This window comes from Rhodoglobus galactosidasius (assembly GCF_054957775.1).
On sequence record NZ_JBQIAV010000001.1, the window covers coordinates 101,979 to 123,863 of the forward strand.

A 21,885-nucleotide genomic window follows, 5' to 3' on the forward strand; every position below is an offset into this window, starting at 1 on the left:
GGTACAGACCTATGATCGCGCTGAGAACGCCCCGGAAGTCATCCTCTACAGAGGCTTCCCCAAAGCGCACTCGGTCATACTGGATATCTACCACCCCTCTTGGAGCCTCATGCGCAGCCGTACCGACAATAAGACCGCCGTAGCCCTCTTTGCCGGTGTCACCCTCGTGGGAGCGCTCTCAGCCTGCTCTTCCCCCGCGACAGGAACCAATGCCACGGTTGCCGACGCAGCGACGCCGACTACCACCGCTGATTACACCGACGGCACCTACACCGAGACCGGCAACTACACGTCTCCCAACGGTGCCGAACAAGTGGATGTCACCCTCACACTCGAAAGCAATGTCGTCACCGACGCCACCGTTGTTGGTTTCGGTGAGAGCCCCAACTCCCAGCAGTTTCAGGGCGAATTTATTGGCGGAATCGCCGCCGAAGTTGTCGGCAAGAACATCGACGAACTCTCCGTCGACAAAGTAGCCGGTTCCTCGCTCACGAGCGGGGGCTTCAACATGGCCGTCGCTGCGATCAAGGCAGACGCTCTCGCCGAGTAAACAGTTCGAGGCCATAGGTGCGCCCTGGCAGATTGACACGGCACAACCGCTGAGCGTTGAGGCTGGCGCCGCCCTTGCCGCACGCATCGACGACTTCGATCGCACTTACTCGCGATTCCGTGACGACTCCCTAGTCAGCACCATCGCGCACACCCCGGGCACCTACCGCTTTCCTCCAGATGCTCCGCCACTATTCGAGCTCTACCGCCGCCTCTACACCGCAACCCGCAGCGCCATGAGCCCCCTCGTTGGCCGCGCCCTCGAAGAGCTCGGCTACGACCGCACCTACTCCTTGAGGCCTAGCGTCACCCGCACCCGCGTGCCGGAATGGCACGAAGCCCTCAGCTGGAACGGCAACGAACTCACCACCTACACCCCTGCCCTGCTCGATGTCGGCGCTGCAGGCAAGGGCTACCTCGTGGATCTCGTTGCCGCGGTGCTGGGCGAACACGGTGTCGACGCCTCAACGGTGGATGCGAGCGGCGACATTCTGCACCGGGGTGACACGGACCTGCGGGTTGCTTTGGAACATCCACTCGACACCAGCAAAGCCATCGGTGTGGTGTCAGTGCAGAACCAAGCCATTTGCGCGTCAGCTTCCAACCGGCGAACATGGGCGGACGTGCACCACATTGTGGATGCTCGCACTGGCGTACCCACCGATCGCATCCTTGCGACCTGGGCGATCGCCGCCACCGCGCTCGAGGCAGACGGGCTTGCCACCGCCCTATTCTTCGCCGAACCACCAGAACTTGCTACGGATTTTGAGTTTCAGTACGTCCGGATGTTTTCAACTGGGCGAGTAGAGTTCTCACCAGACCTCAACGGGGAGTTGTTTGTATGAGAGTCGGGCACATGAAGAACTGGCTAGACCGCACACTCGGCGCACTCGCGATGTACAAGCTTGTGGTGCTGTCTCTCCTAGCGATCGCGATCATCGCCATTGCGCTCGCGTTCTTCGACCTCGTCTCCCCTGACCCGTTTGCACTCCTCGCAAGCCTGCCCGTGGCGATCGTGTTCAGCTATGGTGCGAGCTGGCTTGGCGCCCGCATGGTCCGACAGCGAGCGCATCTCGAGTCATCGCTCATTACCGGGTTGTTGGTCTTCTTCATCATGGCGCCGAGCCTCGAACTGATGGGGTTGCTGGGCATCGCACTCGCCTCAACAATTGCCGCAGCATCCAAGTTTTTGATCGCATTCCATGGGCGCCATATCTTCAACCCCGCAGCCATCGGCGCGTATGTTTTCATCTTCGCGCCCCTCGGCTTTCCGACGTGGTGGGTCGGCACACCGCTCCTGCAGCCGTTCATCATTATTGCCGCTTTTCTGATTTTGTACCGCACACAACGCCTCGATTTGGGTGTCGTCTTTGTGGTCGTTGCTGCCAGCATCCGCATCGCACTCACCATCGCCGGCGGCGGAACCCTCATCGACGCGCTGAGCTTCACCTTCGCCTCGTCACAACTGATCTTCTTCGTGGGCTTCATGCTGAGCGAACCCCTCACCCTGCCCCCACGCCGGTGGCAACGGCTCAGCGTGGCCGTGCTCGTCGGGCTGCTGTTCGCGATCCCGTTCTCGATCGGCCCCGTCTACAGCGACCCGCTACTCGCCCTGCTCATCGGCAACCTCGTCGCCTTCTTCTTCACCCAACGCCGCACCATCCGGATGACGCGGGTCGAGACCGAAGAGATTGCTCCAGGCACGTGGGAGATCACTTTTGCCCCGCACCGCCCCATCACATTCCGTGCGGGTCAGTACATTGAGCTGTCGCTGCCGCACGCCTCCGCGGATTTCCGGGGGGTGCGCCGCTACTTCACTATTTCATCGGCTCCGGATGCCGGGGCCACCCTCACCGTGACCCTCACCGCGCCAGAGAACGCGAGCAGCTTCAAGGCGGCCCTTCTGGATCTCCCCCGCGGCTCGCAGGTCAACGCGACCGGAATCTGGGGCGACTTCGTCTTGCCGCGCAATACCTCCGAACCGTTGCTTCTCGTTGCCGGAGGGATCGGCGTCACCCCGTTTGCCAGTCAGGTTGCGCACGCCCACCGCCAAGCTGAGGGTCGCGACATCGTTGTGGTTTACGCGACCTCGAGCAGTGAACCGCTCCCGTTCAGCGGCATGCTCAGCGAGTCAGGCGCACGCGTGATCGTGTTCGGGCCGCAGCCTGCCGAGGCGTTACCTGCCGGTTGGGAGCTCGGCGGCGAGGGCCGGATGACCGGCGACACACTCTCCACACTCGTCACCGATTTGGGCAACCGACGCGTGTACCTTTCGGGCCCGCCCGCACTCGTCAACGATCTCAAGTCTGCGCTGCGCACAAACGGGGCCCGGCGCATCCATACCGACTACTTTTCGGGCTACTAGGCCTTCTCGGGGCCAAGGCCTTCTCCGGGCCAAGGCCTTCTCCGGTCATAGGGCGCTAGCGAGCGCGTCGGCCTAAGTTCAGTGCACGAAGCGCGTTGAGAATGGTCACGAGGTCCACGACTTCTTGCAGACCCGCGCCAACGATGGCGGGGAGAACGCCGGTCATTGCGACCAACATGAGCGCGACGCTGATAGCGATGCCGATCCAGATGCTCTGGAGAGCAATGAAGACGGTGCGTTGGCTGACTGACACGGCATCAACGACACGATAGAGATCATCGACCAGAATCACGATGTCGGCGGACTCGCTGGCCGCCGTTGAGCCCTTTGCCCCCATCGCGATTCCCACGTTTGCGGCGGCAAGCACGGGCGCATCGTTGACCCCATCGCCGACCATGACGACAGGCCCCGGGGTGATCGACTGCACGATCCGCACTTTGTCTTGCGGAAGGCACTCAGCGTGCACCTCATTGAGCTGCAGCTCATCGGCGACCTTCTGTGCGGTCTGGTGCACATCACCCGTCACCATCAGAGTCTTCTGGATGCCCAGCTCCCGCAGGTCGTGCAGCATCCGTGGTGCTTCTGCCCGCGCTGCATCGCGCAGCACGATTGCGCCGGCGTACTGGTCATCGACGGCTACGTACACGGCAGCTTCGCCGCTCGACAGTTCAAGCCGGGTAAGCCCCGGCACCTGTTCGGCGACGAATGCCGGCTTGCCCACGGTGACGAGTTCGGAGCCGACGCGTGCCTGAACTCCGTGCGTAGCAACTTCGCGAGCATCCGTGACCGCTGGCAGATCGTAGCCTCGTTGCTGCGCGTCGGCAACGAGTGAGGCTGCGAGTACGTGTGAGGAGTACTGCTCCACCGCCGCGACCAGTGTGAGCAAGGCTTCTTCGCTTCGACCGCCCTCTGGCTTGATGGCGACCACTTCGGGAGTTCCGCTCGTCAGGGTTCCCGTCTTGTCAAAGACAACAGTTTTGGCGCGGGCCAGCACCTCGAGCGTGCCTGCGTTCTTCACGACAACACCGTGACTGGATGCGCTCGACATTCCCGCCATAAACGCCACCGGTGCCGCGATCAGGAGCGGGCACGGTGTCGCGACCACGAGCACTTCGGCGAACCGCGTCGGGTCGCCAGAGACCCACCACGCAATCGCCGCTAGGCCAACAGAAACGAGCGTGAATGGTGCCGCATAGCGATCGGCAAGCCGCACGAGAGGTGGCTTGCTCGCGGCTGCTTCGCTCACCAGTTGCACGATCCGCTGGTACTGGCTTTCTGATGCGGGCGCGGCGGCAGTCACCGTCACTGCTTCTGGACCGTTGACGGATCCACTCAACAGAAGGTCTCCGGCCACCTTCTCTACCGGCATACTTTCTCCGGTGAGGGATGATTCATCCACCGACGTCGACGAAGAGACGAGAACCGCATCCACGGGAACAATCTCTGACGGGCGCACAACGAGACGATCGCCTCTCGCCACCTCAGTGACAGCAACGTCGAACAGCTCGCCGTTGTCAGCAAAAGTGTGCGCGATCTGGGGCACCCGGCTCAACAACGCTTTCAACTCGCGCTGGGCACGACCTGCAGCAAAGTCTTCGAGTGCTTCTCCGCCGGTGAGCATCAGCACGATCACGATGCTTGCCCAAAACTCGCCAACGAGCACGGTCGCGACGATCGCCGTGACGGCAAGAACGTCGAGACCAAATTCGCGAGCAGACAGTCTCCGCACCATAGACACCGACTCGCGCACCGCGATGGCAAGGGCGTACAACGACAGAAGCCACGGCACGACAGCGGATGCCGGAGTCCAGTTCAGGGCGAGGCCAACCACTCCAACAACCACCGTTAGCGCTACGAGCGGATATCGACGCACCGCTGCAGCAAGAATTGTCATGCTCTCGTTGTACTCGCGATCGCGGCATCCGGCCAGCTAGCGCAGCCTCCCCTTAGCAAGGTCGGTAGGCTCGAAACCATGACTCAACGGCGCTAGCAACAGATCATGGACGTTCCGCTAACGGTCGCAGCTGCCGTGTTTTTGGTTGCGTACGCGTGGGAGGTGATCGCAAACCTCACCGGCACAGCGATGCTCATCGCTGAAGTCATCATTGCCGTCACCTGGGTGGTGTTTGTTGCCGACTATTTGGTGAACCTGATTCTTGCTGAGCGACGCTGGCACTGGTTCACTCGGCACCTCTTCGATCTCCTGGTCGTGGTGCTGCCGATGCTGCGCCCGCTGCGCCTCCTGCGCTTGGTTACCCTGCTGGGCGCACTCCAGCGGCGAGCGGGAAGTGCGGTCCGTGGCAGCGTGCTCATTTATGCCGTCGGTGCGTCTCTGCTGTTGGTCTTCGTGGCCGGGCTCGCCATTCTCGACACTGAACGCAACGCCGCAGGCACCCAGATCTCGAATCTCGGCGATGCCATCTGGTGGGCTTTCGTCACGATCACGACCGTTGGCTATGGCGACATCTACCCCGCTACGACGCTCGGGCGAGTTATCGCAGCGGGTGTCATGGTGGCAGGAATCGCCCTGCTCGGTGTTGTTACCGCAACGCTCGCCTCGTGGATCGTCGACCGGGTTGCCGCCCAGGATGAGCTCTCACACGTCGCTACCCGCCGCGAAGTCACTGAACTCACCGAGCAGGTAACCGAGCTCAAGCAGGTGCTCCTCGAGCATGCCACACAGATGGCCGAGACCTCCGGCACGCCCGCGTCCACCGTGCCGGATGCAGCAGTCGCTGCGGGCAGCAGAAAGGGCCCGGAAGCCTAAGCTTCCGAGCCCAAAGCTGAACTAGCTGCGCTTATGCCAAGCGCAGTGCGAGGTTCTTGTCGAGCGTGTCGAGGAACTCTTCGGTGGTCTCCCACTTCTGGTCGGGTCCGACGAGAAGAGCGAGGTCCTTCGTCATGTGACCATCTTCAACACTCTTGATGACGACGTCTTCAAGGGTCGAGGCGAAGTCGATGAGTTCCTGATTGCTGTCAAGCACACCACGGTGCGCGAGCCCACGGGTCCACGCGTAGATCGACGCGATCGGGTTGGTGGAAGTTGGCTTGCCCTGCTGGTGCTGGCGGTAGTGACGAGTCACGGTGCCGTGAGCTGCCTCTGCTTCAACAACCTTTCCGTCTGGCGTGGCCAGCACGGAGGTCATGAGGCCGAGCGAGCCGAAGCCCTGAGCGACGGTGTCGGACTGAACGTCGCCGTCGTAGTTCTTGCAGGCCCAGACGTAGCCGCCCTCCCACTTCATGGCCGATGCGACCATGTCATCGATGAGGCGGTGCTCGTAGGTGAGCCCAGCTGCATCGAACTTGTCCTTGAACTCCGTCTGGAAGATCTCTTCGAAGATGTCTTTGAAGCGACCGTCGTAGGCCTTGAGGATCGTGTTCTTCGTCGAGAGGTAGACGGGGTAGTTGCGCGTGAGGCCGTAGTTGAGGCTTGCCCGAGCGAAGTCAACGATCGAGTCGTCGAGGTTGTACTGAACCTGGGCGATACCGTCGCCTGGGGAGTCGTACACCTCAAACTTCATCGGCTCTGAGCCATCTTCGGGAGCGAACTCTACGGTCAGTTTTCCCTTGCCCTTGAACCGGAAGTCGGTGGCACGGTACTGGTCACCGAAGGCGTGACGGCCGATGATGATGGGCTTGTTCCAGCCGGGAACCAGACGGGGGATGTTCGAGATGATGATGGGCTCGCGGAAGATAACTCCACCAAGGATGTTGCGGATGGTGCCGTTCGGGCTGCGCCACATCTTCTTGAGACCGAACTCTTCAACGCGTGCCTCGTCGGGCGTGATCGTTGCGCACTTGACGCCAACACCGTGCTTCTGGATGGCGTGAGCTGCATCGATGGTGATCTGGTCGTCGGTTGCGTCGCGGCTTTCGATGCCGAGGTCGTAGTACTCGAGGTTGACATCAACGTAGGGGTGGATCAGGGTTTCCTTGATCCGGTGCCAGATAATGCGCGTCATTTCGTCGCCGTCGAGTTCGACGACGGTGCCTTCTACCTTGATCTTGGACAAGCTTTGCTCCTTAGTTAGTGGCCTCTACCAGCTTACTCTTTTTCCTAACTATCTCGACATAGAGATACCTTGGCGCATCTGTCCAACGCGGGTTAGCCTGTATCCATGGGTGAGCTACGACTTGAAGAATTATCGGCAAACACCATTGTTGCCGCCAACAATCTCACGCTGCGACGCGGTCAAGAACAGTTCGTTACGCCGCCCTCCTACGCGATCGCTGACGCCTTCATCGACCCGCTCACCTCGTGGCCCCGCGTCGTTGTCGACGGCGACAAGGTCGTCGGCTTTATTCGCGGCAACTTCGACGCCAATGCTTCGCAAGAAGAATTCCGCAGCTGCATCTGGCGTGTAAGCGTCTCCGGTGATGCCCAGGGTGAAGGCGTTGGCCGCTTCGCCGTCAAGGCACTCTGCGAAGAGGCCCGCAGTCGCGGCTTCAACCGAATCACCGCTATTTGGGAAGAGGGCGATCTCGGCCCCGAGCAGTTCTTCCTCAAAGTCGGCTTCATCGTTGTCGGCGAAACCCAGTACGGCGAGAAGCTCGGCGAGTACACCCTCTAGGCGTGCCGTCCCTTCGTCGCGATTCCGACGATCTGCCCGCAACGACTCGTGAATGCAGGCACCACCGTCGTGAACGCACCTAACGACGACTTCGTCAGCCGAGTGCTTGCTGTGGTCGACGCGATTCCGCCCGGCCACGTGATGACCTACGGCGATGTCGCGGCAACCATCGGTTCTCGCGCGGCACGAGCCGTCGGCACCGTCATGGCCCGGTACGGCTCTGAGGTGACCTGGTGGCGTGTAATTCGCTCGGGCGGGCATCCACCCATCGCTCACGAAGATCGGGCGCTGTCTCACTACGAGCTCGAATCAACGCCGCTGAAATGGATGCCCGACGGCACTTACCGAGTGGATATCCAGCTCGCGCGGTACCGAACTGTGCATCGCTGAATCTCTACCGTGAGCGACCACAATGCTCCAAATGAGTCGCTTCTCAACCCAGTTGCACGTTTTTGCACGATGGGTGCTCTGCGCTGATGATGCAGACGCGGTCTCACTTTCAACGTTCTCGCTGCAGCCTCCGTTTGGTGCCCAGTCGAGCGACCTGCACCACTCGATCAAGCGCGCGCGAATGATTCGGCCACGAAAGTGACAACCCGACGTTCCGAGGCTGAACACTTGCCAAAGAGTGCACCAACGTGCACCAAAAACCCCTATTGAAAAGGCCCAGCTGAGGATAGTTTGTCAACTGTCGGCTGCACGATCGAAAAGCAGAATTCCGTGCAGACGCGCTCGATCAGAACAAAGGAAGGTCAATGTGGACAATCTAGGAGCAGTATTTCTCTCAGAAGTAGTGGGCACCGCCATGCTCGTTCTGCTGGGAACCGGTGTCGTTGCCAACGTCGCTCTGATTAAGAACAAAGGTTTCAACGGCGGGTTCCTCATGGTGAACTTCGGTTGGGGCCTCGCGGTCTTCGCCGGTGTAATCGTCGCGTACAACTCTGGCGCACACATCAACCCTGCGGTAACGCTCGGTCTCGTCGCTAGCGGAGCAACCGAGTTTAGCCTCGGCGTTGCTGTCACGATCGGATCGGTGCTTACCTACATCTCCGCCCAGATGATTGGCGCCTTCCTCGGTGCTGTCGTTACGTGGCTGTCGTATAAACAGCACTTCGATCAAGAGCCTAATGCCGCAAGTAAACTCGCCGTTTTCTCGACTGGACCGGCAATTCGCAGCTACGGATGGAACCTCGTTACCGAAATTGTCGGCACATTCGTTCTTGTATTCGTCGTGATCGGATTCGGACGCCAAGATCCAGGCGGCGGACTCGCTGCCCTCGGCGCACTGCCCGTGGCTCTACTCGTTATCGCAATCGGTGCTTCGCTCGGCGGCCCCACCGGCTACGCCATCAACCCAGCTCGAGACCTCGGTCCCCGAATTGCCCACGCGATTCTTCCCATCAAAGGCAAAGGGCCAAGCGACTGGAGTTACTCCTGGGTCCCCGTAGTGGGGCCGATCATCGGTGGTGTGCTCGCCGGGGCGCTGTCGATACCCCTCATGCCCATACTCACCTAACAGAAACAGACCGTAGGTTGGACTAACCGAGCCTGCGCCGCCGACAAATTGAACAAGGAGATAGTCACATGAGTAATTACATCTTGGCCATCGATCAGGGAACGACAAGTTCCCGCGCGATCATTTTCGATAAAGCAGGTTCTGTCATCTCGATGGGGCAGCTTGAACACGAACAGATCTTCCCCAAGGCGGGTTGGGTCGAGCACGACCCACAAGAGATCTGGACGAACACGCGCGAAGTAATTGGAAAAGCGCTCTCCACCGCCAACCTCACACGCCACGATATTGCGGCCATCGGAATCACTAACCAGCGCGAAACCGCCGTCGTCTGGGACCGCAACACCGGCAAACCGATCTACAACGCGATCGTGTGGCAAGACACGCGCACTCAATCGATTGTCGACAGAATCGCCAAAGACGGCGGAGTCGAACGGTTCAAGAGTGTTGTTGGCTTGCCATTAGCAACCTACTTTTCCGGCACAAAAATAGCTTGGATCCTTGAGAACGTTGAGGGTGCTCGCGAGAAGGCAGACGCCGGAGACCTGATGTTCGGCACCACCGACACATGGGTGCTGTGGAACCTCACCGGAGGAACCAACGGCGGAGTGCACGCAACTGACGTCACGAACGCCAGTCGCACCATGTTCATGGATCTTGAGACTCTCGAATGGCGTCAGGACATCCTCGACGTTTTCGGTGTTCCCGCATCGATGCTCCCCGCGATCAAGAGCTCATCTGAAGTGTATGGAACCGCCGAGTCGAATAGCCTGCTTCGCGAGGTTCCTATCTCGGGAATTCTCGGCGACCAGCAGGCGGCGACCTTCGGCCAGGCTGCCTTCGATTCTGGCGAAGCCAAGAACACCTACGGCACCGGCAACTTCTTGATCTTCAACACCGACACCGAGATTGTGCACTCCAAGAACGGGCTGCTCACGACCCTCGGATACAAGCTCGGCGACGCGCCTGCACACTACGCGCTGGAAGGCTCGATCGCTGTAACTGGCTCATTGATTCAGTGGTTGCGCGACAACCTTGGGATCATCAAGGAAGCGGCCGAAGTCGAGACTCTCGCAAAGACAGTTGACGACAATGGTGGTGCCTACTTCGTTCCTGCATTCTCAGGACTGTTCGCCCCATACTGGCGCTCTGATGCTCGTGGTGCGCTGGTTGGACTTACTCGTTTTGTCAACAAAGGCCACATCGCACGCGCCGCGCTTGAGGCCACTGCGTTCCAAACGCGCGAGGTAATCGACGCGGTCAACGCGGACTCTGGTGTTCCCCTCACCGAGCTCAAGGTCGATGGCGGAATGATCGCCAACAACCTGCTCATGCAGTTCCAGGCAGACATTCTCGGCGTACCCGTCGTGCGCCCGGTCGTTGCCGAAACAACTGCACTCGGTGCCGCTTACGCAGCGGGCCTGGCCGTAGGGTTCTGGGACGGACTTGAGGATCTGCGCAAGAACTGGCAGGAAGACAGCCGTTGGGAGCCCAAGATGGGCGAAGAAGAGCGTGAGCGTTTACTGCGCAGCTGGAAGAAGGCTGTAACCAAGACCTTCGACTGGGTAGACGAAGACGTCGAATAGCCTACTTTAGCGAATAAGAGCCCGGCTGGATGCGCGAATACGCGGCCAGCCGGGCTCTTGCTTGTGCTAGCGACCTCGTGATTACGCCACCGTCACTGCGTATTGCGGCGCACAAGGAAGTTACTTACACCAGCGAATCGCGCCAGGCCGCGTGCAACTTCGCGAAGCGGCCTGTGCCGGAGATGAGATCTTGCGGCGTTCCGTCTTCGACGATCTGACCGTGCTCCATGACGAGCACACGGTCAGCAATCGCGACAGTCGAGAGTCGGTGCGCGATGATGATGGCGGTGCGATCGGAGAGCAGCGTTTGAAGGCCAGCCTGCACGAGTCGCTCGCTCGGAATGTCGAGCGACGCGGTCGCCTCATCCAGAATCAGCACCACCGGATCAGCAATGAACGCACGCGCGAACGACAACAGTTGTCGCTGCCCGGCGCTCACCCGCCCACCACGCTTGTTCACGTCGGTCTCGTAGCCGTTCGGCAGAGCCTCGATGAACTCGTGTGCTCCAACAGCTTTCGCGGCCTTGATGATCTCCTCGCGGGTCGCATCCGGCTTGCCCAGTGCGATGTTGTCTGCGACGTTTCCCGAGAAGAGGTACGCCTCCTGAGTAACCATGACGATCGCTCGGCGCAGATCCTTGGGGTGCAGTTTGCGCAGATCCACCCCGTCGAGAGAAACAGTGCCCTGGCTCGGGTCGTAGAACCGTGAAATGAGCTTGGCGAGCGTCGACTTTCCGGCACCCGTCGTGCCCACCATGGCAACGGTTTGCCCGGCTGGTAGTTCGAGATCGAACTTCGGCAGAATCACCTTGTCGGAGTTGTAAGCAAACTCAACGCCGTCGAACTTCACAGTTCCCCTGGCCTTACGCAGGTCAATCGGGGTCGTGGGGTCGGCAACGCTTGGTTGCTCCTCAAGCACACCCGAAATCTTCTCCAGTGCAGCAGCAGCCGATTGGTACGAGTTGTAGAACATCGCCATCTCTTGCGCAGGGGCGAAGAACTGGCGCGCATACAGCAGCGCACCGAGCAGGGCGCCAATTGCCAGATCACCCGTAGAAACACGCAACCCACCGATCAGCAGAATCATTGCCAATGCAACGTTTCCGATGAGGACGAGACCAGGGTCAAAGACTCCGAACAGGCGGATGACGCGGGCATTGGCATCCCGATAGTTCTCGACCAACCCGCCAAAGTGTTCGCGGTTGCGCTCCTCTTTGCGGAATGCCTTCACCGCACGGATGCCCGTCATTGTCTCAACGAAGTGCACGATCAACTTGGCTGAAGTTGTGCGAGTTTCGCGGAAGTGCAATTGCGAACGCAACTGGAACCAGCGGGTGAGGAAGGCCAGCGGGATGAGTGCGAAGAACAGCACGACGCCGCTCACCCAGTCGAGAGAGAACATCGCAATGGCGATGAACACCATGTATAGCGCGCCCTGCACGAGCTGGTTGATGCCAGAGTCGAGCAGTTCGCGGATCGCATCGAGGTCGCTCGTTTGACGCGCGATGATGCGGCCAGAGGTGTAGCTCTCGTGGAACTCGAGACTCAAGCGCTGCGTGTGCAAGAAGACTCGCTTACGCAGGTCGAAGAGAATAGCTTGGCTCACTCGCGCGCTCAGCACTGTGTACCAGGCGATCATCGTTGCCCCGGCGATGCCGGTAATCAGGTAGGCGGCGACCGTAAGCACGAGTGGCAGACTGTTGCCATTGATGAGCGCAGGAAGCGCTCGGTCGATGCCGTAGGCGATCAACGCCGGGCCTGCGACCTGCGCCGCAGTGCTCACGACGACGACAGCCATCGTGAGAATCACGCGGGCGCGAAGCGGCGAGATCAGCGATCCGAGCAGGTGCAGCGAGCGCTGCCGAATCTGGCGACTTTCGTCTTTCGTGTAGTCGTTGCGCTCTTCGCCGGAGGTTCCCATTACGCTCATGAGCTGACCTCCTGTTCTTCCTCTTCGAGACTGGATATGACGTAGCGATAGTGGCTGCTGGTCGCCAGCAGGTCGGAGTGCCTTCCCACCGCGGTGACCTTGCCGTCTTCGAGCAGAGCTACCCGATCAGCGAGCATCACCGTCGATGGGCGGTGCGCCACGATGAGGCCGGTTGTGGAGCTCAGAACTCTGCGCAATGCGGCTTCGACGAGTGCTTCAGTGTCGACGTCGAGGGCAGAGAGCGGGTCGTCGAGCACGAGCACTGCGGGTTTCGCAGCGACCGCGCGTGCGAGCGCGAGGCGCTGACGCTGGCCACCCGAGAGGCTGAGCCCTTCCTCCCCAACGAGGGTGTCGAGCCCGGCCGGTAGGTCGTATACAAAGTCGGCCTGGGCGATGCTGAGCGCTTCGCGCAGTTCTTCTTCAGTCGAGTCCGGGCGCCCCATGAGTACGTTTTCGCGCACGCTCGAGGAGAACAGGGTGGCATCCTCGAATGCCATCGCCAGATGACGCCGCAGTTCGAGCAGCGTGAGGTTGCGAACGTCGACACCGTCAATAGTGATCGAGCCCTCGGTGACGTCATAGAGGCGGGTCGTGAGCGCCGTAATCGTCGACTTGCCCGAACCGGTCAACCCAACGAGCGCCATGGTCTCCCCCGGTTCAATGCTCAGGTTGACGCCGTTGATGAGGTCGGGAACGTTCGCGGGTGAATCGGGGTAGCGGAAGTGCACATTGGTGAACTCGAGGTGACCCTTGCTATCCGTAATCGTTTCTGGATCTTCGGGGTCGGTGATGGCGTTGTCAGAGTCCATCACTTCAAAAAATCGGTCGGCAGCCGTGCGGGCGTCGAAGGTCATCGAGAGCAAGAAGCCGATGGACTCCACCGGGAAGCGCAAGACAGTTGCTGTGGCGAAGAACGCAACTAGATCACCGGCAGAGATGTTGCCCTGAACGACAAGCCAGACGCCGCCAAGCAGTCCAAGCGCAAACATCACGTCGGGTACGAGAAGCAGCCATAGCCAGATGCCAGCGATGGCGCGTGCTTTCTCGATCTCGGTACCGCGCAGGCTTTCTGCCTGGGCCGAGAAACCGGTCAGGGCGTGGGTTCCCCGTCCAAACGCTTTCAGTACACGGATGCCGTGCACCGACTCCTCAACAGCGGTTGCGAGGTCGCCAGTTTGGTCCTGACTGCGGCGAGCCACGATCGAGTACTTCTTTTCAAAAACATAACCGTAGATCCACAGGGGAATCGAGGTGACGATAAAGATGACGCCAAGCACCCAAGAGATGTTGACGAGGAAGGCGAGGCCGACGACGATCGTGAGCACGTTAACGACGAGCAGCACTAGGCCGAACGACAGCCAGCGACGAATCAGATTGAGGTCGCTGACGGCCCGCGACAGCAGTTGACCGCTTGGCCACCGGTCATGGAAGCTCACGGGCAGGTGTTGCAGCGTCATGTAAAGGGTGTTTCGCATTCGCGCCTCAACATGCGTTCCCGGCGTGAGCACGAAGAATCGACGCAACGCGATCATGATCGCTTCAATAACGCCGAGCCCCAGAACGATGAAGAAGGCAGGCCAGATCTGCGAGGAGTCACCCGATTGCAGCGGGCCGTCGACCAGCGAACGCAGAACCTGCGGAATGAGCAACGCGACAATGCCCGCGGCGAGCGCGGCAGCCATGCCCAAATAGATGTGCGGCATCGCCGGTTTTGCGTAAGGGTAAAGTCGGCGGATCGCCGCAAAAGTGCCGACCGCTTTAGCGCGCTCAGGCTGGACAGACTGTTGTGGCACCGTGGTTCCTTGACGAGAAGGGATCACCGCCAAGGGTGATCGCAGTTACTGCGGGTCACTTCAGTCGCGACCGTAAGCTGCTGCAATCGTCGGGGCGACGCTGAGCAGACAGCTTTTTAGGATATGCCTGCCGCAGCGTATACACAATCGTTAAGGCACGATTTTATGAAATTAACTCAATTCAGCGGATGCGCACCGAAAGGCACGTAACACAGCCTTCCATCTTCTCAAACTCTGACACGTCGACCGTGACTACGCGGTACCCGAGATCTTCGATGAGTGCCACAGTCTTGGGCGCTGACGATGACATGAGCACAGCATCATCCGACAGCACAACAACAGCAGCACCCTCGGCCTCAGGAACAGCCAAGAAGCGGTCGTAAAGGTCAACGTTGTCAACGAGATCGGCATAGCCAATGACCGTGCCGTCAGGCAGAGCGGTAACCCCACTCTTAAGGTGCAGCACCTTCTCGACCGGAACGGCAATTACTGAGTAGCCCAGAGGAGAAACGATGGCACGAAGCTGGCGGATGCCTTCGGCGTTCGTGCGCCCACCACGACCGACGTACACGGTAGAACCAACCTTGAGCACGTCACCGCCGTCGAGAGTGCCGGGCTGAGTGATCTCGTGCACTTCGAGCGTCAGCGCAGAAACGCTTGCGCGCACAGCCTCAACCTCGGCCTGACGGCTCTCAGCACCGGGGCTCGTGAGCACGGCAACGTCACCGAAAATCACTACGGTGTCTTCGATAAAGACGGAATCAGCAAGCTCGTCGGCTGCAGCAACCTCGATGGTCTCGAAGCCATTGGCGCGCAGCGCTTCGACGTAGCCATCCCACTGAGCGTCAGCGAGGTCAGCATCCACAGCAACACGGTCGAGGTGGGTGAGTTCGCCCTCGCCCAAACGCGACGACGGTGCACGAACCAGAGCAATCAGACGAGTCGGCTGAACTGCACCCTCAGTGAGCGCGTTCCAGACGCGGCGACCAACAGTGATCGCAGCAATGACGGTTACGACAACAAAAATCAGGTTGGTGCCCAGGAGTGTGGCGAGGATGAAGGTGAACGCCTCAGCATTCAGCTCGGCGCCAGTCGCAATGATTCCGAGCGCTGTGCCGACCACTGCCGAGACAATACCAAGCACAAGACCAACAACGGCTGCCGTGAACCAGTAACGGTGGATCTCTAACGCAGAGACAAGCGAATAGAGCACGAAGAGCACTGCCGCCATCGGCAAGAAGTACTCAGCGATCGCTGGCAGATTCTCGGCTGCTGCACCGTTCGCTGTAAAGAACGCCAATCCTGTTGCTAGATATACGGTGCCTGCGACGGCAATTCCAGAAATAAACGCTGCGGCTATGCGCCGACCCACACTAATCATGTTTCCTAACGTATCGGTCGAAATATATGCGTTTGCCTTACGTCGGTCGCGTTTAGTGGAAGAAGTGGCGCTCGCCCGTGAAGTACATCGTGACGCCCGCCTCGATAGCGGCAGCAATCACTTCTTCATCGCGAATGGAGCCGCCCGGCTGAACAACCGCACGAACACCCGCATCAAGCAGCAACTGCAGACCATCGGCGAAGGGAAAGAATGCGTCGCTGGCCGCAACCGAGCCCTGAGCGCGGTCACCGGCACGCGAAATCGCCAACTGGCACGAGTCAACACGGTTGACCTGCCCCATGCCGACACCGACGGATGCTCCGCCATCGGCCAGCAAAATAGCGTTCGACTTGACGGCGCGCACTGCCCGCCACGCAAACTCAAGGTCCGCGAGAGTGTCAGCATCTGCGGCATCTCCCGCCGCAAGCGTCCAGGTAGAAACCGGTGCGAAATGGTCATCGAGTTGCTGCACGAGCATGCCGCCCGAGATCTGGCGAAGTTCACTGCCCTCGCGAGCGTAGCCCTCGGGCAATTGCAGCAGACGCAGGTTCTTCTTGGCCTGCAGAACTTCAAGCGCTTCTGGCTCAAAGCCGGGAGCAACAACAACCTCAGTGAAGATCGGTGAAATCGACTCAGCAGCAGCCTTGGTGATGATTCCGTTGGCCGCAATCACTCCGCCATACGCCGAGATCGGGTCGCAGGCGTGTGCCAGAACGTGAGCTTCTGCGATGGTGGCTGCAGTGGCGATTCCGCACGGGTTAGCGTGCTTGATGACCGCAACAGCGGGAGTCTCATGGTCGTAGGCGGCACGCAGGGCGGCGTCGGCATCCACATAGTTGTTGTACGACATCTCTTTGCCACCGAGCTGGGTAGCCTGAGCGATCCCGCTCGAACCGGCCACTCCGTAGAGCCCGGCTTGCTGGTGCGAGTTCTCGCCGTAACGAAGCACCGCAAGCTGATCGGCTGCGATGTCAATGTGGGTGGGGAATGCGGGGACGGATGCCGCGGCATCCGAATCTCCCAGCAGTGCGCCGGTCAGGAACCACTGCGATACCGCGGTGTCATAGGCGGCGGTGTGAGCAAAAGCTCGGGAGGCGAGCGCATAACGCTGCGCAAAGCTCGTTCCGTCTCCGCCAGCCGCGGAAATGATTTCGTCGTAGCTGTCAGGGCTCGTAACGATCGCAACGTTGGCGTGGTTCTTGGCTGAAGCGCGCACCATGGCGGGGCCACCGATGTCGATCTGCTCAACGATGTCGGCAGGTGCTGCGCCCGATGCAACCGTCTCCACGAAGGGGTAGAGGTTCACGACGACGAGGTCGAACGCCTTGATGCCGAGCTCGTCGAGCTGAGCTTCGTGCGATTCCAGACGAAGGTCGGCGAGGATTCCCGCATGCACTGCAGGGTGCAAGGTCTTGACGCGACCGTCGAGCGACTCGGGAAAGCCTGTGACACTCGACACCTCAGTGACCTCGTGTCCGGCAGCAGCAATGGTCTTGGCGGTCGAGCCGGTCGATACCAACTCGACACCGGCTGCCGCGAGCGCGCCAGCAAGTTCGAGAAGCCCCGACTTGTCACTCACCGAAATGAGGGCGCGGCGGATAGGAACAATGTCGCGTTCGCGAAAGTCTGCAGGGTTATGGCTTGGGCCGCTCATGAGATTCAGAGTTCCTTTAGGTTGATGCGGTTGGTTGCGATGTCTTCGATCGTTTGCACAAGCAGCCGGCGCTCGACCGGCTTAATGCGTGCGTGCAAGTGTTCTTCGGTATCTCCGGGCTCGATCGCGACGCGCTCCTGCACGATGATCGGACCACTATCGACACCGTTGTCGACCTTGATAACGCTGGCACCCGTTTCAGTTGCCCCCGCGATAAGAGCATCCCGAACCGCATGTGCACCCGGGAATTCAGGAAGGTACGCCGGATGCGTGTTGATGATGTTGGGAGAGAGCGCGTCAACAACCCGCGGCGGCAGCAATTTCATGAAACCGCTCAGCACCACGAGGTCGGCATTCCAGAGCTGGATCTGCTCAAGCAGTTCGTCGCCCCACTCCTCGCGACTAGCGAAGCTGGACATGGGCACCGAGAAGGTCGGGATGCCGTAATGCTCGGCATGATCGAAACCGTCGGCGGCACGGTCGGCCCCTACCGCGAGGACACGCGCCGGAAAATCGGCGCTTTCGGCCGCTTCGAGCAGGGCAGCGAGGTTAGACCCGCCCCCTGAGATCAAGACAACGAGTGTGAGCACACACCCAGCCTAGCGCTGCGTGAACCCGTCATCTGCCCTCTCTGGGCGTGCAGAAGTCAACAAGCCGAGACCAGCGGCGACAGAGAACTCAACGAAGGCCCACGCCGTGACTATCCACGGCTGGGGACCAACATCACTGAGGCGACCCGGCCCAGCAGAACCTGCCGAAGCCCACACAAGCAACCCGATGATGGTTGCCGCTGTCACGCCGATACCCAGAGCCACGATCGCCAGCTCGCGACGACGTAATTCGCCCGCAATGCGCGGGCCAAGTACCGCCGCCACCAAGAATCCAACAACCACCGGGGCAAGAAGCCCAACATAACCGAACGCAAAGTCGCCAGTAGGTAGAGCGCCGAGCACCGGGATCGCGGGAATCGGTCCCAACGATGTAGCCAGCGGTGACACCGTCGAACCAGCGCCAATGGCAAAGCCCGGCCCCACCAGCCATGAGGTGGCCCAGAGAATAATGTTGGGCAACAGCGCGAGCTGCCCGAGGGTTACCGCAACGCCGCCAAGCACCTCGGTGTGCAGCGCTTCATACAGACTGATGATCTCGGCATAGGAAGTGATGATCGCTAGCATCGTGGCAATTGACGCGATCATCAGCAAGCCGGCAGCCGCGATTGCACCGCCCCGCAGCGACGTCGCAAGGATTGTACGCACGTGGGCCGGCCATCCGAGAACCCAACGGCGAACCGGGCCAACAGCGCGACTCTTCGTGTTTACGACTTGGCTTCCGATAAGGAGCCCAACCGCGAACACCACCGTCGGCAACAGCGTGCCCTGCCATAGCGAGGGATTCGCGACCGGATGCTGCGCCGAAAGCGCGACCACCAGCGATGCAAGACCAAACGTGACGAGCGAAGCAAATGTACCGAGCAGCGCGTGCGACGTCTCCGCGACCCGGCGGCCGGCCCGAACACCCAACAGAACCGTGAGCAGTGAAAAACCGAGCAGCGCCATCGTGATCGTCACCGGCGTGCTCGCCGCAGCCAGACCCAGCGACTTCGAGACAGTCGGATCCAGCACCACCGTCATGTCGACGCCATGGCCGACCAACCAGATGTCGACAGCCGCACGCCAGAACACTGTCCAATCGATCGCAAGACCGTAGTGGACTCCCCACAAGAGCGTGAGCGGAACCAGCGGTATCGCAATACCGATGGCGACCACCAAGAGAGCCTCGAAGGCGGCAAAGAGGAGGGTGAGCTGGCGATTCATGTCGAACGTGAGCGTACCCCCACTCTCAGCCGCCACGGCGGCGGCCTACCGCAAAAGAGCGATCTGACAGGGAACAATTGCTGCGCCCGCAGGCAACTAGCTCGCGAGTTCGCCGAAGCCCTCCGCAGTCATCGCGACGAGCAGGTCAATGGCCTCTTGAGCGGCGGCTCCGGTCGCCGAGTACTTCACACGGTGATCCTTGGGCGCGCCGAGCGACATGATGCCGATCAGACTGTTCGCTACCACCGGCCCCTTGCCCGAAGTGAGATCAGTGATTGTGACCTTCGCATCAACCTTGGCGAGTGCCTGAACGATTGCGGCTGCGGGTCGCGAGTGCAAACCGTCTGGATTGATGAGAGGTGCCTCTGCACTGATCTCGGACGTCGCTGCGGTCTCGGCGTTCGGGCTTGTCGGCCTGCGAGTGGCGGAGCTATCGCCAGGGACCACGGCGACAGGTTCGGCTGCAGGCGCTCCCCCGTGTCCAGCTAACTGATTCTGCTTCGCGCCCATCGCCGCTCGAGCCTCGCGATCAACCTCGTCCAGCGACGCGCCAGCATTAGCCAGCACGACCGCGGCGATCAGCCCCTCGACAAAGGGAGCATCCGTGAGCCTGACCTCCTCACTCGTGGTCATGAACTCGGTGGCCATTGTTCCGCTCAGCACCGCTGAGCCGAGATCCATGAAAACAAGTACGCCGTCTCCGCTAGCGACCTCGTCGATCGCTTCGGCAACCTTCACAGCGTCAGTTCCGATGACACCGTCGCCAGCGCCGGCAGCAATCGCAATCGACGGCGGGGTCTCCCCCACCATCTCCAGCGAGAGATCCACTGCCGCTCGCGCCAAGGCGGGGCTATGGCTCACCACAACAATCCCGATCATGCTCAGCTCGCAACAGTGTCGGCGAGCGCCTGGAACAACAGTGTGCTCGACGTTGCGCCGGGATCGATATGCCCAGCGCTGCGTTCACCGAGATAGCTCGCGCGACCCTTGCGAGCGACGAGAGGCTCGGTCGCAAGACGGCCCTCCTCGGCAGCAGCGAGAGCCGCGGATGCCGCAGCAGCAATGTCACTGCCGCCAGCGACGGCAGCGTCCCAGGCATCCAGCGCAGGAGCAATCGCGTCGAACATTGTTTTGTCACCGGCTTCAGCCTTGCCGCGAGCAACAACACCATCGAGACCGGCTCGCAGCGCAGCACCAAAGGCGGCACCGTCGAGTTCAGTGACGGTGCCGGCACTGACCCCCATCCTCAAGAAGAGGGTGCCGTAGAGGGGTCCGCTTGCGCCGCCGACGGACGTCACGAGGGTCATGCCCACTGACTTCAAGAGTTCGTCGACGGCAGCCGAGGGTGCCGCACCGATCTTCTCAACAACCGCACCCATACCTCGGGTCATGTTCGAACCGTGGTCGGCGTCACCGATGGCCGAATCAAGTTCAGTCAAATAACTTTTTTTCTCGGTCACGAGATCGCGGAACCGCGAAAGCCAGGCGATCAGTTGGTCGAGAGAGATGGTGCTTGTAGACATTATTCTTAGACTCCCCAGCGGAGCCCGGCGGTGTTCACCGGGGCATCCCATAGTTTCAACATTTCTTCATCAGCCTTGAGAATTGTGACCGAGCATCCGGCCATATCGAGGCTCGTGATGTAGTTGCCAACCAGGTTGCGCACAACCTTCACTCCGGCGGCTTCAAGCAGCTTCGCGACCTCGTTGTACATGATGTACAGCTCAATCTGCGGTGTGCCACCCATACCGTTGACCATCACAATGGCTGGTGATCCTGTGAAGTCCATGTCGGACAGGATCGGGTCAACCAGTTGCTTGGCGATGGATGCGGCATCCGCAAGCTTCTCGCGGTGACGACCGGGTTCTCCGTGGATGCCGACGCCGATTTCCATCATGTCGTCCGGCAGATCAAAGGTGGGCTTTCCTGCCGCGGGAACGGTGCAGCTCGTCAGAGCCATCCCCATGGAGCGGCCAGAGTCATTGATGCGGTGTGCCAGTGCAGTGACCGCGGCGAGGCCGTGCCCCTCTTCTGCTGCTGCGCCGACGATCTTCTCGAGTAATACGGTGAGCCCTACCCCTCGACGTCCTGCCGTGAATAGCGAGTCCTGCACGGCAACGTCATCGTTGACGACGACCGAGGCGACCTTGACGCCGCTTTCGGCCTCAGCCATTTCGGCGGCCATCTCGAAGTTCATGACGTCGCCGGTGTAGTTCTTGACGATGTGCAGAACTCCTGCGCCAGAGTCAGCAACCTTGGTGGCTTCCTGCATCTGGTCGGGGGTTGGCGAGGTGAACACTTCGCCAGCACAGGCGGCATCGAGCATCCCGAGGCCAACGAAGCCGCCGTGGAGCGGTTCGTGACCCGAACCACCACCGGAGATCAGAGCGACTTTGCCGGCACGGGTGGGTTCTGCGCGGTAGATCACGCGGTTGACGTGGTCGACTTTGAGATCGGGGTGCGCGGCGTCGATTCCGGCGAGCGCGTCGGCAAGTACCGACTCTGGGGTGTTGATCAGTTTCTTCATTACTTAGCCTTCTCTTCCGTGAGTGCCTCGGTGAGGGTGGTTGTGTCAGTGCTGGTCTTCGAGATGAAGCCGAACGCGAGTGCAGCAAGCACACCGGCGAGGAGCTCAGCACCAAGGTAAACCCAAATCTGCTCCCATGCGACCCGGCCGAGAATGCCGGCGCCGAGCCGACCCACCGACAACTAAGCGCAGCAGCGACGAT

Annotated in this window: 20 protein-coding genes; 8 read left to right on the forward strand and 12 right to left on the reverse strand. The window is 60.5% G+C overall.

The features are described 5' to 3' along the window. The first annotated feature begins 109 nt into the window (after positions 1 to 109). The 3 genes from ACTJJW_RS00565 to ACTJJW_RS00575 are packed head-to-tail and all read left to right on the forward strand — an operon-like array spanning position 110 to position 2,914. Entirely contained in the window at positions 110 to 550 is a 441-nt protein-coding gene (locus ACTJJW_RS00565) for an FMN-binding protein (protein ID WP_462642047.1), read from the forward strand. A gap of 13 nt (positions 551 to 563) precedes the next feature. Continuing rightward, positions 564 to 1,394 carry an FAD:protein FMN transferase gene (locus ACTJJW_RS00570; RefSeq protein ID WP_462642468.1) on the forward strand — a complete coding sequence of 277 codons (831 nt, stop codon included), beginning with the start codon at positions 564 to 566 and terminating at the stop codon, positions 1,392 to 1,394. A gap of 11 nt (positions 1,395 to 1,405) precedes the next feature. Further along, a complete protein-coding gene (locus tag ACTJJW_RS00575; protein WP_462642048.1) occupies positions 1,406 to 2,914 on the forward strand; it encodes an FAD-dependent oxidoreductase in 1,509 nt (502 codons plus the stop codon). A gap of 55 nt (positions 2,915 to 2,969) precedes the next feature. Here the strand turns inward: ACTJJW_RS00575 and ACTJJW_RS00580 are convergent, their stop codons facing one another. Beyond that, positions 2,970 to 4,808 carry a heavy metal translocating P-type ATPase gene (locus ACTJJW_RS00580; protein ID WP_462642049.1) on the reverse strand — a complete coding sequence of 613 codons (1,839 nt, stop codon included), beginning with the start codon at positions 4,806 to 4,808 and terminating at the stop codon, positions 2,970 to 2,972. Between the two features lie 105 nt (positions 4,809 to 4,913). On the opposite strand from ACTJJW_RS00580, the gene ACTJJW_RS00585 reads away from it, so the two are divergent. Then, positions 4,914 to 5,681 (forward strand): potassium channel family protein, encoded by a 768-nt coding sequence (locus tag ACTJJW_RS00585; protein ID WP_462642050.1) that lies wholly within the window; start codon positions 4,914 to 4,916, stop codon positions 5,679 to 5,681. Positions 5,682 to 5,712: 31 nt separating this feature from the next. Here ACTJJW_RS00585 and ACTJJW_RS00590 read toward each other — a convergent pair whose 3' ends face one another. Next, the gene (locus ACTJJW_RS00590; RefSeq protein WP_462642051.1) at positions 5,713 to 6,927 is read right to left on the reverse strand and encodes an NADP-dependent isocitrate dehydrogenase; all 1,215 of its coding nucleotides are present in this window, start codon (positions 6,925 to 6,927) and stop codon (positions 5,713 to 5,715) included. A 105-nt stretch (positions 6,928 to 7,032) separates the two neighbouring features. Between ACTJJW_RS00590 and ACTJJW_RS00595 the strand changes: the two genes are divergently transcribed. The 4 genes from ACTJJW_RS00595 to glpK all read left to right on the forward strand — a co-directional run bounded on the left by ACTJJW_RS00595 (position 7,033) and on the right by glpK (position 10,584). Beyond that, positions 7,033 to 7,485 (forward strand): GNAT family N-acetyltransferase, encoded by a 453-nt coding sequence (locus ACTJJW_RS00595; protein WP_462642052.1) that lies wholly within the window; start codon positions 7,033 to 7,035, stop codon positions 7,483 to 7,485. 69 nt (positions 7,486 to 7,554) lie between these two features. Then, the gene (locus ACTJJW_RS00600) at positions 7,555 to 7,875 is read left to right on the forward strand and encodes an MGMT family protein (protein WP_462642053.1); all 321 of its coding nucleotides are present in this window, start codon (positions 7,555 to 7,557) and stop codon (positions 7,873 to 7,875) included. A gap of 367 nt (positions 7,876 to 8,242) precedes the next feature. Next, positions 8,243 to 9,001 (forward strand): MIP/aquaporin family protein, encoded by a 759-nt coding sequence (locus ACTJJW_RS00605; protein WP_462642054.1) that lies wholly within the window; start codon positions 8,243 to 8,245, stop codon positions 8,999 to 9,001. 68 nt (positions 9,002 to 9,069) lie between these two features. Continuing rightward, on the forward strand, positions 9,070 to 10,584 hold the full coding sequence (glpK, locus tag ACTJJW_RS00610; protein ID WP_462642055.1) for a glycerol kinase GlpK: 1,515 nt from the start codon (positions 9,070 to 9,072) through the stop codon (positions 10,582 to 10,584). A 124-nt stretch (positions 10,585 to 10,708) separates the two neighbouring features. Here glpK and ACTJJW_RS00615 read toward each other — a convergent pair whose 3' ends face one another. The 10 genes from ACTJJW_RS00615 to ACTJJW_RS00660 form a co-directional block, all read right to left on the reverse strand. Then, positions 10,709 to 12,514, reverse strand: coding sequence for an ABC transporter ATP-binding protein (locus ACTJJW_RS00615; RefSeq protein WP_462642056.1), 1,806 nt, complete (start codon positions 12,512 to 12,514; stop codon positions 10,709 to 10,711). Then, positions 12,511 to 14,217 (reverse strand): ABC transporter ATP-binding protein, encoded by a 1,707-nt coding sequence (locus tag ACTJJW_RS00620; protein WP_462642469.1) that lies wholly within the window; start codon positions 14,215 to 14,217, stop codon positions 12,511 to 12,513. Before ACTJJW_RS00620 ends, ACTJJW_RS00615 begins: the two co-directional genes overlap by 4 nt. A gap of 271 nt (positions 14,218 to 14,488) precedes the next feature. Continuing rightward, on the reverse strand, positions 14,489 to 15,688 hold the full coding sequence (gene ddaH, locus ACTJJW_RS00625; RefSeq protein WP_462642057.1) for a dimethylargininase: 1,200 nt from the start codon (positions 15,686 to 15,688) through the stop codon (positions 14,489 to 14,491). 52 nt (positions 15,689 to 15,740) lie between these two features. Further along, entirely contained in the window at positions 15,741 to 17,342 is a 1,602-nt protein-coding gene (purH, locus tag ACTJJW_RS00630; protein WP_462642058.1) for a bifunctional phosphoribosylaminoimidazolecarboxamide formyltransferase/IMP cyclohydrolase, read from the reverse strand. A gap of 5 nt (positions 17,343 to 17,347) precedes the next feature. After that, on the reverse strand, positions 17,348 to 17,932 hold the full coding sequence (purN, locus tag ACTJJW_RS00635; protein WP_462642059.1) for a phosphoribosylglycinamide formyltransferase: 585 nt from the start codon (positions 17,930 to 17,932) through the stop codon (positions 17,348 to 17,350). 9 nt (positions 17,933 to 17,941) lie between these two features. Further along, positions 17,942 to 19,156, reverse strand: coding sequence for a cell division protein PerM (locus ACTJJW_RS00640; protein ID WP_462642060.1), 1,215 nt, complete (start codon positions 19,154 to 19,156; stop codon positions 17,942 to 17,944). A 96-nt stretch (positions 19,157 to 19,252) separates the two neighbouring features. Beyond that, a complete protein-coding gene (gene dhaM, locus ACTJJW_RS00645) occupies positions 19,253 to 20,035 on the reverse strand; it encodes a dihydroxyacetone kinase phosphoryl donor subunit DhaM (protein WP_462642061.1) in 783 nt (260 codons plus the stop codon). A gap of 2 nt (positions 20,036 to 20,037) precedes the next feature. Continuing rightward, positions 20,038 to 20,679 (reverse strand): dihydroxyacetone kinase subunit DhaL, encoded by a 642-nt coding sequence (dhaL, locus tag ACTJJW_RS00650; protein ID WP_462642062.1) that lies wholly within the window; start codon positions 20,677 to 20,679, stop codon positions 20,038 to 20,040. Positions 20,680 to 20,684: 5 nt separating this feature from the next. Continuing rightward, complete coding sequence (gene dhaK, locus ACTJJW_RS00655) at positions 20,685 to 21,683, reverse strand: dihydroxyacetone kinase subunit DhaK (protein ID WP_462642063.1); 999 nt, start codon at positions 21,681 to 21,683, stop codon at positions 20,685 to 20,687. Further along, positions 21,683 to 21,859: a hypothetical protein gene (locus ACTJJW_RS00660; RefSeq protein ID WP_462642064.1), complete on the reverse strand. Its 177-nt coding sequence runs from the start codon at positions 21,857 to 21,859 to the stop codon at positions 21,683 to 21,685. Before ACTJJW_RS00660 ends, dhaK begins: the two co-directional genes overlap by 1 nt. Positions 21,860 to 21,885 lie beyond the last annotated feature (26 nt).